The sequence below is a fragment of the Peptoniphilus equinus genome, assembly GCF_027921445.1.
Classification (GTDB): Bacteria; Bacillota; Clostridia; order Tissierellales; family Peptoniphilaceae; genus Peptoniphilus; species Peptoniphilus equinus.
In genome coordinates this window covers 585,648-598,754 of record NZ_CP115667.1, presented here as the reverse complement: position 1 = coordinate 598,754, position 13,107 = coordinate 585,648, and the positions used below count along the sequence as shown (strand labels likewise).

Below are 13,107 nucleotides of genomic sequence, written 5' to 3'. Positions count from 1 at the left end.
AAACAGGCACAAGTTCTTGAAGTTGTAACCATTTTTTAACGGAATTTACTTTTTTAAAATTCACGGCGTCACGATAACGCCCCCGGCTGTAGCATTTGAAGAACCCGTCGACATTGAATTGTTGAGCTTTCAAGTTTATAATGCTCTTAGAATGTATTTTATATTGTAAACATTCTATGTTTGTTTCATTTGTATCTTACCTACACAAGAAAGGAATGAAAACCATGACGCTAGATGCTGTTAAGTTAGCCAAAGACAACGAAAACTTGACGATTGAAATGCGACGGGCTCTCCATCAAATTCCGGAATTGGAATTGGAACTGCCTGAAACCGTCGCCTACGTAAAGCGCAAGCTGGATGAGTTCGGTATTGCTTATCGTGAGCTTATCAACGGCAACGCTTTGGTCGCAACCATTTATGGCGCAGAGGAAGGCAAGTGCCTCGCCATTCGTGCCGACATGGATGCCCTGCCTGTCACCGAAGAGACTGGCCTCGAGTTCGCTTCGACACACCCCGGCAACATGCACGCCTGTGGTCACGACTCCCACACCGCCATCGCCCTGACCGTCGCCAAAATTTTAAATGAACACAAAGACGCGTTGCACGGTGCCGTCAAATTTATTTTTCAACCCGGTGAGGAAATTCCCGGCGGCGCTAAACCGATGATTGACGAAGGTGCGTTGGAAAATCCGAGACCGGATTATATCATGGGTATGCACGGCGGCAGTTTAATTGATATGCCTCGCGGATCCATCGGCTTCAAAGACAATGAACTCATGGCCTCGATGGACCGCTTTTCCATTACCGTCAAAGGTATCGGCGGCCACGGTGCCAACCCGCAAAAAACGGTAGATCCTATCATCATTGCCGGCGAAATTCTCTTGGGACTGCAAAAGATTATCTCCCGTGAGCTTTCACCTGTGGATCGCGCACTGGTCTCAGTGTGCAAAATCGAAGGGGGATCTTCTCAAAATATTATCCCTGACGAAGTGCATATGCTGGGCACCGCCCGCACATTAAACGAAACCACCCGGGACATGGTAGAACGCCGCATCGGCGAGATAGCAAGCGGTATTGCCACCACCTACGGCGGCAGTGCAACTACCGTCTACGAACGCTTTTATCCTGTGCTCAACAACGACCCTGAATTCACCCACTATGTCAAAGGCATTACCTCCAAACTCTATCCCGATGACATTGTCGATATGGAAGTGCCGACGATGGGCGGCGAAGACATGGCCTTCTACCTCCGGGAAATCCCCGGCACGTTTATGTTTCTGTCCAACCTTGCACCTGCGAAAGACGGCGTATGCTATCCGAACCACAACGCCAAATTTGACCTGGATGAAAGCACGTTCTATAAGAGCGTGTCCATTTTCGTCGCCACGGCTCTGGATATGTTGAAAGCTGAGGTGCATCAATGAATAAACCGGATTTGAAAACCGACTTTCGTCTTCACCTTAGCGTCTTAATCATCGCCATCGTCGCTGAGATCATCGGCCCGAAAACCCTCACCGTGGGCACGATCAACATCGTCTTTTCACCACTGATCTGGTCCATGCTGATCATGTTCGCCCTCTATATGTCACCAGCAAAAATTGTAAAAAAAGAAAATGCCGACAATGCCAACTTTATGATGGGCGTGGCCTTGGCACTGCTCATTGCAAAATTAGGTGTGACCAGCGGCTCTCAATTGGAAGAAATTAAAAAAGCAGGTCTCGCCTTGGTGCTTCAAAACTTCGGCAACCTCGGCACTATTATCATCTCCCTGCCTATAGCACTCCTCCTCGGACTCAAGCGCGAATCCATCGGTATGTGCCACGCACTAAGCCGTGAAGCGAACGTCGGTCTGATTCAAGACAACTACGGCGCACAGTCTGCGGAATTTAGAGGCGTCATGGCAGTCTATATTATCGGAACCATCTTGGGCCCCATCGTCATGAGCGTGGTCTCTTCCATTGCCATCAGTCTCGGTGTCGTCTCACCTCTGGCCGCTTCCATGGGAACCGGTGCCGGTTCGGCGTCCATGATGACCGCCGGCCTCTCCGCCCTCATCGCCAACCATCCGGACCTTGAGGCACAAATGACCGCCTTTGCAGGACTGTCCAATTTAATTTCCAGCGTCATTGCCCTGCCTCTTGGCGTCTTTTTAGGCCTGCCTATCACCGAGTTTTTATACCGTAAATTTGGCGGCAAAGAAAGGGGGAAGAACTGATGGAAAAATTAAAAACACAAATGCCGAACATTGTTGTCGCACTCCTCTTTACCATTGTCCTCTCGGTCGCATGTAACATGGTGGGTTACGACTACGGCCTAGTGGAATCCCTGCCGGGAATGATCATCTTGGCACTGATCTGTCTTGTGGGCTATCTGCTCTCCTTTGTCGTGCCCGTGAAAAAAATCTCCGCTGTACTGTGGATTTCAGTGGTGGCCATCCTCGTGGCTTCTCCAATCTCCCCTGTCTCGGAACAAATCATCTTTCATGTGAACAACATCAGCCTCAACGCTGTCGTCACGCCGATTCTCGCCTACGCCGGCGTCATCATCGGCAAAGACTGGGGCGCATTTAAACAAGTCGGCGTCCGAGGTATTATCGTCTCCATCTTCGTCATTGTGGGGACATTCCTCATCTCCGGTCTCATGGGCGACTTCTTTATGAATATTTTCAGTTAACCGTAAATGACAAAAACCACGTGATAGTTACGTGGTTTTTTTATGGTTCGTAACGTCGTGGTTAGCACCCCTTCTCAGGTTCGCTCTACCATCCACACCGTACGCTCACCATGGCATCCATAACAAAGACCGCTCTGATGAACTGTACGGAACATAAAAGTTCGCATATAAAAATCGGCACGAAGGTGTGGAAGCCTTCATGCCGATTTTTTTCTTTATCAACAGACTGAGTGAACTGCTCTTGTCAAGAGCTCGTTACAATGAAAGGTTATCTTTGGTTTAACACAGCTCGCCAAAGTTCTTCGACAGCGCCCTTGTCCACTCGCACATACGTGTGAGTATTGGTCGCTTCAACCAGCTCATAGTAACCCCAGTGACCGTTGTAAAGATCATTGAAGTTGCGTACATCGTCTGCGACGTCGTCTAGACCTCTTGCGCGAACCATGCGCTCAAACAGGCTATTCAACATCTTCGCAGCTTCAGCACGGGTAATATTGTTGTCCGGTTTGAACGTACCGTCCGGATAACCGGCGATACGACCGTTGCCGTAAGCTTGATCAATAGCCGCTTCGCCCCAATGATTTTCCACATCGGCAAATGGTGCGTCGCCGCTGTTGGCTCGGTCAATGGATTGAATCATCTTCGCAAATTCAGCTCGTGTGATCGGTGCGTTTGGATGGAAGCTGCCATCCGGATAACCGTTCATCAAGCCGTGTTCAACGACAGCGTTGATCGCCGTGTTGTACCAGTCGCTTGGCGTGTCAGTGAAGTTCGGTGCCACATCATTGGTCATCGTGTAGCCTTTGAGTCGTGCCAACATTGCAGCGGCTTCCGCACGGGTCATGTTGCCGTCAGGTTGAACACTGCCATCCGGATAACCGTTGATATACGCGACGTGTGTGCTGCGTTCTTCTTTAGCTTCCGGTTGCGTTGGACCGATAACCAGCCATGGGAAGAGCGGATTGTCATTGCCATGATCCGCCGGATCAATCAAATCGGCAATGCCGTTACCGTTCTTGTCGGTAATGGTGGTGCCGTTCGGATCCGACTCATCTTTGTTCAAGATACCGTCGTGATCCTCGTCTTCATCGCCGTCTTTGATGCCGTCATGATCGGAATCCGGATCCTTAGGATCAAGGCCGGCCGCTTCTTCATCCTTATCGTTAATGCCGTCATTGTCATCATCCAGATCGACAACATCAGCAATACCGTCGCCATCTGTATCTCGTTGAATTACAACAGGTACATCAACAGTCTCATCGACGTCGCCGTCTCCATCCGTATCTAAATCTACAGGTACGGTGACTTCGATGTCTTCTTTGTCGCCCCAATCGTCTACGTTCGGAGTGCCAATGATATTACCGTCTTCATCAACAGCGATACCATGTTCATCATCTTGAGGATCTTTAGGGAGAATCGTGACACCTTCGCCCGGAGTAATCGCAGGCTTGTCGCCTTTCTCTTCGACGCCTTCCACAACGTTTGGCGTTGGTTCAGGCAGTGTGTAGCTATCTCTTACCGTAATCTCAAGCTCGCCATTGTCCTTGCTGTCATCCGGATAGGTGACGATGACCGGTACGTCGATCGGTGCGGTGGTTTCGTCTGCGCCGTCGGTAGTGATGGTGATCTCACCGGTGGTTGCATCGATGGTCACGGTGATACCGTCCGGTGCGGTGAAGCTTGGGTCAATGCTGAATGCGGTGCCGTTCGGTAAGGTGGTTGTACCTTCAGGGTAGGTGATGGTCGGATCGACGCTCACTGTACCTGTAGTCGGTACGACAACTGGTGGATACGTCACGCCGTATTCACTGGCATTATCCAGAGCATATTGTGCAGTAATGGTGGTTGCTGTACCGAAGGTGCCGCTCAGTGCTTTGTCCCACCCGGTGAAGGTGTAGCCTTCTTCTGGGGTGACTTGCGGTGCGACGCTGGTTAAATCGACGACGGCTGTTGGGTTCACCCAATAGATGGTGGTCCCAGTGAGGCTGCCGTGGTCGCCTGCTGCAAAGTCGACTTGTACGTAGCTGTCGGGTACGTTCGGTTTGTCTTCACCTTCTTGTGGCACGACGTTGGTCGTGTACTGGGCAGTGATGGTGGTTGCTGTACCGAAGGTGCCGCTCAGTGCTTTGTCCCACCCGGTGAAGGTGTAGCCTTCTTCTGGGGTGACTTGCGGTGCGACGCTGGTTAAATCGACGACGGCTGTTGGGTTCACCCAATAGATGGTGGTCCCGGTGAGGCTGCCGTGGTCGCCTGCTGCAAAGTCGACTTGTACGTAGCTGTCGGGTACGTTCGGTTTGTCTTCACCTTCTTGTGGCACGACGTTGGTCGTGTACTGGGCGGTGATGGTGGTTGCTGTACCGAAGGTGCCGCTCAGTGCTTTGTCCCACCCGGTGAAGGTGTAGCCTTCTTCTGGGGTGACTTGCGGTGCGACGCTGGTTAAATCGACGACGGCTGTTGGGTTCACCCAATAGATGGTGGTCCCGGTGAGGCTGCCGTGGTCGCCTGCTGCAAAGTCGACTTGTACGTAGCTGTCGGGTACGTTCGGTTTGTCTTCACCTTCTTGTGGCACGACGTTGGTCGTGTACTGGGCGGTGATGGTGGTTGCTGTACCGAAGGTGCCGCTCAGTGCTTTGTCCCACCCGGTGAAGGTGTAGCCTTCTTCTGGGGTGACTTGCGGTGCGACGCTGGTTAAATCGACGACGGCTGTTGGGTTCACCCAATAGATGGTGGTCCCGGTGAGGCTGCCGTGGTCGCCTGCTGCAAAGTCGACTTGTACGTAGCTGTCGGGTACGTTCGGTTTGTCTTCACCTTCTTGTGGCACGACGTTGGTCGTGTACTGGGCAGTGATGGTGGTTGCTGTACCGAAGGTGCCGCTCAGTGCTTTGTCCCACCCGGTGAAGGTGTAGCCTTCTTCTGGGGTGACTTGCGGTGCGACGCTGGTTAAATCGACGACGGCTGTTGGGTTCACCCAATAGATGGTGGTCCCAGTGAGGCTGCCGTGGTCGCCTGCTGCAAAGTCGACTTGTACGTAGCTGTCGGGTACGTTCGGTTTGTCTTCACCTTCTTGTGGCACGACGTTGGTCGTGTACTGGGCAGTGATGGTGGTTGCTGTACCGAAGGTGCCGCTCAGTGCTTTGTCCCACCCGGTGAAGGTGTAGCCTTCTTCTGGGGTGACTTGCGGTGCGACGCTGGTTAAATCGACGACGGCTGTTGGGTTCACCCAATAGATGGTGGTCCCAGTGAGGCTGCCGTGGTCGCCTGCTGCAAAGTCGACTTGTACGTAGCTGTCGGGTACGTTCGGTTTGTCTTCACCTTCTTGTGGCACGACGTTTCCGATAACGGTGACCGGTGTGGCATCACTTGGCAGTTTGCCGTTTTCAGTGAAGGTGGCGCCGACAGTTTGACCTTTGATAAGCTCAGTATCCACGGTCACGGTATAGGTGCCGTTACCGTTGTCGACGATCTTCTCCGCCGGTACGGTGATGGTGTCAATCGTCACAACCATGTTCCCGCCGCTTGGTGCGGTGACGGTGATGGTGGTATCGCCTTCACTCGGTACGGTGATCACCGGTGTGGCGGATGGCAATTGAGCTACGTAACTCGCGGTGAAGGTTCTGTCCCCACTTCCAAAGACGGCGGTGTCAAAGGTGACGACCGCACCGTTCTCCTGCCATGCATCAAAGTTCGTGCCTGTCGGTGCGGTTGGATTGTCTGCTGCCTGGGCTTTGACTTCTGCTAATGTGGTGTCTTCGTGTACCCAGAAAGCAACTTTCTTGGCACCGTCTGCAAAGCTGCCTTCTCCGGCATCAAAGACGGCCAGGTGATGACTGTCAGATGGCGGATTACTTGGATTGTCCGGATCTGTCGGCACGATTTTGGCGACGTATTGCGCCGTAATGTTCGTGTCTACTGCAAAGATCCCAACTAAGTTGGTGTCCCAGCCGGTGGCAACATAACCGTCGTTGGCAAGGACGGTCGGTGCACTGCCGGTCAAATCCACTTCGACTTCCGGGTTGACCCAATAGATGGTGGTGCCTGCACTGATAAGGCCGTTATCACCCGGTAAAAATTCTACTCTGATGTAGTTTGCCGGTACGTCGGGTTTGTCTGTGCCGGGTTGCGGTACGACGTTTGCTTGCGCTGTGAACGTGACCGTTTTTTCATTGATGACGGCGTTGTACCAGTTGGTACCCACTTGGATGCTGCCGTCACCTGACATGCCTTCGACGGTAAAGGTGAAGTCTTCGGTAAAACCGTCTTTATAGAAAAGCGGATACGCTTCGCCGTCTTCTGTCACCGTTTGGTTCAGCAGATTGATAGCGCCGCTATTTGCAGGTACCGGCACGGAAATCTCTTCGCCGTCGACATACACCGTTAAAAATGCGCCGTCACTTCCGGCAATGAGGTTACCCTCTGCATCTTGCCACACCACATTAATGGTTGGATCGTTGATTTCTACCAACTCAAGGGTAAAGGTGTATTCTCGGTTGCCACCCATACCGGTACTGGAGTCGACATAAGCTCGAATGTTGACATCTTCATTGATCGGGGTGGTCAAAAAGAAACTGTTAATGTCAGTCACATCTGCCGGTACAGGCATGGTAATGACCTTTTGAGCCGTGTCACCTTCTGTGAACACAACAGCTTCGTTGCTGAGATGTTGGCCGGTACTGTCATAATAGCCTACCTGAACGCGCAATCCCTCAGGAAGTACATCCCAGTTGAACGGTGCGCCGTCAAGTCCCGAGGCCCCGCCCATCACAATGTTAAACGGTTGGTCGATCATATCTCCTGCCGCTCTGTCGGCATAGAAAGGTTGATCGCCCATGTCTTCTGCCGCTCTGTCCTCGTAGAAAGGTTGATCGAACAGACTTCGTCTCACTCTCCTTGGCCCAGAGTCGGCATTCGGTTGAAAACTGAAAATATAGTTTTGACCGTCTGTGCCTTTTTGCATTTCCTCTTTCTCACTTCGGAACATCAGCTGATTGTCAGCCAAAGTCGGCTGATCGTCAGCAAACGGCAAGGCTACAGCCAACAGCTGATCCACGCCTCCGGTAAAGACTAAGAGAAAAGCTAAAAGTAACGATAATACTCTCTTTTTCATTGCCTCTCCTTCTCTTTCTTTAGGTGGAGGGGTAAATCCCCTCGCCCCTAATTTACATTACCTCACTTCACGTACACAACATACGGATTGGTGGTGTACAGACCGTCGTCTTTGGTGAGTTGTCCGTTAATGACAACTTTATCACCTTTCTTCAGACGATACTTGCCTGTTGCACCTTCTTTAGTCAAGTTGACTTTGGTCGTGCTGCCGTTCATCATTGCTGTACCGCTCGCAACTTTGGTGCCTGCGGTGTAGACTTCCACGACGACCTCAGCTCCCGCTTCACCTTGAATGCGGACGTATTGAGCACCCTTGGAAACCGGGCTGACCATAAGTTCAAGCTGTTTGGTTGCTTGGTACGTTGCCTCTTCTGTTTGTCCATTGCCGAAAGCATCTTCCACGGTAATGGTGACAGGTGCCAGCGGATCGGCTCTGCCAACCAGATTGAGGAACATGGCAGCAGTTTCTGTGGTGGTGAACACTTGTGGTTCGCCATCGCCGACTTGAATCACAATCCGTCCGCCCTCAGGCAGTTCGCCCAGCGTCACACTCAAATCCACATAGCGTCGGAATGTTTCATCCTCGAGGGCTCCGGAGACTGTCGGAGCTAACGTATCTAAGATGACACTGGCTGTTGAGACCACATCAATCTTTTCAATTTCTTTCGTTTGAATATAGTAAGCCTCGCCGTTGGCCGCCACGTCTTTCGGAATGACAAAGGTCATGTCGGTGCCCGGTACATCGCCCGGTTTCATCACATATGGTGTTACGCCGGGAACCGGTACAAATTCACCGCCTACCATCGTCCCCAAAATAAATTCGGATCCGACTTTCGGCTCGTTCAGCACCGCACCCGGAATCTTCGCTGTGATGACAGCATCCCCTTGATCGGTATTGAACGTTTGACTCATAGCTACAACAGGGTTGGCGTTCAGTCGTTCGAGTACAGGGAAAGATACTTCGTTGGATGCCGTATCCACGATATAATTGGTGACCTTAATCACCGTATCTTTATGGAATACCGCAGGATCAGCCAGTGAAATATTCAGTTTATCTCCGTCCAATTTGACGCTGACAGTTTCCGAGCTCACACCGTCAATATAAAAGTCTGTGCCCGCGACATTTTTCTTTAATGTGAGCTCCGTCTCCGTTTCACCAGGAAGCACAACTTTGACGGTATCGACGTTGGCGTTGTCATAATTCAACACAAAGGTGTTGTCGCCGTCATACACAGGCTCTGCTGTCGGATCAGGCACTTCGGTTTCGACATTGATCATATTGATGGAATAGCCTGTAAACGTACCGTCCCCTTGAGTGTTGGTGGTACGGATTGTTGCTGAAGTGTAGGCATCGATGTCATCGCCGGAGCCGACAGATACGGTTTGCAATTTAGCCGCCATCTTTTGAGTGCCGGCAGGATCAGCCCATGCCGCCGGGTCGGTAACTAACTCGCCGTCCGGTTGTAAGTTGTTAAATACACGAATTCCAAGCAGTGACCAGTCGCTTTGGAAGTTTTCATAGTTCGCTTCACTGCCCGGTGCCATTTCCACTGCCGAATAGCTCAGACGCTGTCCCAGCTTGTCATAACCCGGGAGCGACCATGTTAAGGTCTGTGGATTTTGCGGATCGTAGGATTTTAAAATCTCCGGATCGTTCGGATTGGTATTCTCAGTGACTGTGAAATAGTTCGCCGCATCACTGATGGTCGGATCGGTCCACTCGGTGACCGCTGTTCTGTAAAGAAGTCCCATCACCAGTTCCTTATCGCCTATCGGTGCATCAGAGTAGGTTTTACTTGCGGCATCGTAATTCTTGTAGCTCTTGTCGAGAGTGATGTCGATAAACGGTGCATAGACAGCGTACAAGTCGATATTGTCTTTTTGCAACCATTCTTGATAGGTGCCTTCCAACTTCAAGTTGTAGTCATTAGGTAGAAGCACCGTGTTGCCTTTGGTAAGCTGAGCTGTAGTCAGCATTCTTGAGTCCACAATGGATTGTCCCAAGACCTTGCTTAACAGTTCCCCCGTCGGATTCAACTTGCCGCTTGGCGATGTGGACCAGCCGACAAAGGTGTAGCCGTCTTTTTTCACATTTTGCAGTTCGCCCGGATCATCGGCGGTGTAATATACCGACGGCATATCGATCACAGCGCCGTCTGCGGTAAAGTTCGTCTCCGAAACGGAAATTTCACGCACCACGTCCAAATCCGGCAGGTTAGCGTGAAGGGTGACCTTCAGAGCGTCATCCCACACGGCATAGACGGTTTTGCTTGAGGTGACAGGTGAATACTCATCAAAGATCATCGCCGTGGCGTCGGCGGTATTCCAATCATCAGCAGTGCGTACATAGCCCGCTTCATCCCCTTGAGCCTTCAAGGCATTGAACTGTTCAACGACGCTCTTGCCATCTTGCGGCTCAAGTTTTACCGTCGTGTAACCGACAATCTTTTGCCCGTTTCTCAGTAACGGCTCAGGATATTGACGTGCTGTCAATGCGTCGCCTTCCAGAGCATTGCCGTCGTGATCGGCAAGTACCATTTGACCCTCGTGATCGACGAATTTTCGTTGCTCAGGAGCTCCGTCTTTGGTTGCAAAACCGTTAGCGACATAGTCAGGGTTGCTCAGTCCGTCCTCACCAAAACTGTAGTTGACATTCAACGGTACAATTTTTTCAACAAAATTCACATCGTCGGTCATAAATTTGACTTTCGATTGTACCTGTTCCACAACCGGCGATTTTGAAGCCAGCTGCAGCCGCACGAAATCTTCGTTGGTGAAATAGAGCGGCATATCTTTGACAAGCGGTGTGCCCAAAGCTGCTGAGCTGAATGTGAAAGCATAACCTTGGTCTTTAATGAGAGCGTCATTGTCCACCTGAGATAAAGCACTTGCTGTAACTGCTTTTAACGCCTCACTCATGTCCGCTTGTCTCGATAACGACACAAAGGCGCCGTCATAATAAGAATGTCCGTTGATATTTTGATCGGTATCAAACACTTCATAGACATTTGGATGATTTTGCGTTCTTACCACGGAACCTGCCTGGTACGCTTCAGAGAATAAAATTACTCTCGGATAGTAGGTGTCTTCGGCATTCTTCATCAGCTCCATCGTGTCGCCGCTGCCGTTGTTAACGGTGATGGTCGCCTTCGTCGGTCTTTGAGAGCCGGAGACCATGGAGGTGATGGTGAGCGGTGTACCCTCTTTAATGGTAATGCCCATAGGCACTGTCCACGTCCAGACCTTGTTGTAATCAGAGTCAGGCTTGAGCATTCCGGCGGTTGGCGGTCCTGTATAGTTGATAGAACCTTGATCCACTTCACGGTATTCCAACCCATATTGTGCATCGCCGATAGTTAAGATGATATTTCTGTCATTGATATTCCGTCCGTTGATGTTGTCCAAACGGCCGTCAAAGACGATGTCGACCTTGGTCCCTTGAGATATAATCATCTCGTGATCCGCTGTGCCTGTAAACTCAGTCAGTCCCGCTGTATTATTGACAATCATCGCACCGTAGGTGGCAAAGGAAGTAATGCCTTCCCCTTCCAGTGCATTTTCCATTTTGACGGGATCCACATAATATCTGACCACGGTGGATACCCCGGAATTAAGTTCCGTCGTACCGCCGTGCAGCACGGAATCTTCCACATCAAGAGTGGTCTTTTGCGTTCTGATTACAGAATCCGGACGGTCTATCCAGTTTTGACCGGCTACCTGAATCACACCGATGTTGCCCACGCGGTTGACATTTTGTGCCAGGATAGGTACACGATTTTTGTTGTACGGTTTATCGGTTGAACCTGCGATAAAGACTTCAGCGACCATACCGTCGCCATCAACATTCGGATTGCCGTCAACCTCTCTAAGTACGTCGATCAGCCGTGCATCAAAAGCCTGTCTGTAACCAAGAGCTTCGCCCTTCACATTATCCCCGTTCGCAGGTTTTTGCATCTTATGGAAAACTTCTAAGTAGGCGCCGCGCCCATCGTCATCGCCTACAGGGTTGTAGACGCTGTAAATGGAAGAACCGTAAATTTGATAATCATGGCTTTTAGGATCTCGAAGCAATCCTTGGGAATAGTCGCCGTCGACCGGCACCATGGTGATAAACGTGTAGGAATTGTAGGCAGTTTTATCCGCCGCCGCTCTGACATAAATACGTTGATATTTTTTATCCAACAGACGCATCTGAATGATCGGATTTTGATCCAAATCTTTGACGCTTTGCCCTGCTTTTAATACCAAATCAATCGGCGTGGCCATTCTGGAGTGACCGCCTGTATTGTTGCCGTTGGCCGCAATGTCCAAAATCTTGACAAAGGATCCGCCCACGTCGGTCGGACTCGCGTCTGCAAACTGTGTCAACGGTCCTGTGTAGGCATCGTGGACACCTGTGGTGTAGGCCCCACGCGGCATTCCGGAGCGAGTCCAGTCAACTTTGTCATAGAGGGCCGGATCGACCTTTAACGCTAAAATCTCCCACACAGCTGTAGCGACATTTTGGAAGCGTTTATAGGACAGTCTGATGACTTCCCGTCCGTCCTCTGCGGTGTATAGCCCTTCGTAGTTAAGCCCCGGAGATTTTATCCCCTCTGCTTGAGCTACAATAGTGAGCTTGCTTTTTTGTGCCAAGTCCCAGTACAGTGTATTTTCCGTTTCCTCTTTCCAGTCCGCCGGGAGCACCTCGGCGAAAGCCTGAAGAGGAAGCATGGTCCAGACCATGGCAAAAACCAAAAGTAAAGCAAGCCACGATTGATGTGCTTTCTTTTGCTTCATTATTCTCTCCTTTCTTTGAGTCCATCAACAAAATTCTTCTAATTTACTATAGATTGCCTTTTTGACTACATGCTTCCCGCGATACATACATCTAATGGAAAACCTTGTCATCATGTCACCTCCATCGGCAATCATCAACAACCCCTCCTTTTTTCAGTTACACAACGATATACGTTCACACCCTCACTATACACCTTATTTTCAGTATTTTGTTTTTTTTTTTTTTAAAATTTCAACTTAATTTAATGCTACTTTGATTATTTAATATTAGAATATAGTTTTTTCAACTTATCTAAGTCCATATCCCTTATAGTCCTATTTATAGACACGTTTGCATATTATTGTATCCGCTTTTTGTATTTATATTTTTCATGATTTAAAGTGTGCTCTTTTGTCGGTCAAATATGAATAAATGCTCATTTTTGTTAAAATATGTTCAGAGATGAGGACGACAATCTTTTCATGCTTTTTTAAAAGGCATATCGCTTAACGGCATATGCATCACTTTTTATTTTTTCAACATTGACTATCATCCTTCCAATTCGTCTAATC

General features: G+C 50.1%; 5 protein-coding genes. 3 read left to right on the top strand and 2 right to left on the bottom strand.

The annotated features are described in order from the left end of the window. Positions 1 to 215 precede the first annotated feature (215 nt). From O6R05_RS02940 to O6R05_RS02930, 3 genes are read left to right on the top strand one after another with little or no spacing between them, the layout of a single operon-like run. On the top strand, positions 216 to 1,424 hold the full coding sequence (locus O6R05_RS02940) for a M20 metallopeptidase family protein (protein WP_271192049.1): 1,209 nt from the start codon (positions 216 to 218) through the stop codon (positions 1,422 to 1,424). Then, the gene (locus O6R05_RS02935; protein ID WP_271192048.1) at positions 1,421 to 2,215 is read left to right on the top strand and encodes a DUF3100 domain-containing protein; all 795 of its coding nucleotides are present in this window, start codon (positions 1,421 to 1,423) and stop codon (positions 2,213 to 2,215) included. The genes O6R05_RS02940 and O6R05_RS02935 overlap by 4 nt, the downstream gene beginning before the upstream one ends. Further along, on the top strand, positions 2,215 to 2,673 hold the full coding sequence (locus O6R05_RS02930) for a hypothetical protein (RefSeq protein WP_271192047.1): 459 nt from the start codon (positions 2,215 to 2,217) through the stop codon (positions 2,671 to 2,673). The genes O6R05_RS02935 and O6R05_RS02930 overlap by 1 nt, the downstream gene beginning before the upstream one ends. A 268-nt stretch (positions 2,674 to 2,941) precedes the next feature. Here the strand turns inward: O6R05_RS02930 and O6R05_RS02925 are convergent, their stop codons facing one another. Beyond that, positions 2,942 to 7,777: an S-layer homology domain-containing protein gene (locus tag O6R05_RS02925; protein WP_271192046.1), complete on the bottom strand. Its 4,836-nt coding sequence runs from the start codon at positions 7,775 to 7,777 to the stop codon at positions 2,942 to 2,944. Positions 7,778 to 7,839: 62 nt separating this feature from the next. Beyond that, the gene (locus O6R05_RS02920) at positions 7,840 to 12,555 is read right to left on the bottom strand and encodes a hypothetical protein (protein WP_271192045.1); all 4,716 of its coding nucleotides are present in this window, start codon (positions 12,553 to 12,555) and stop codon (positions 7,840 to 7,842) included. Positions 12,556 to 13,107 lie beyond the last annotated feature (552 nt).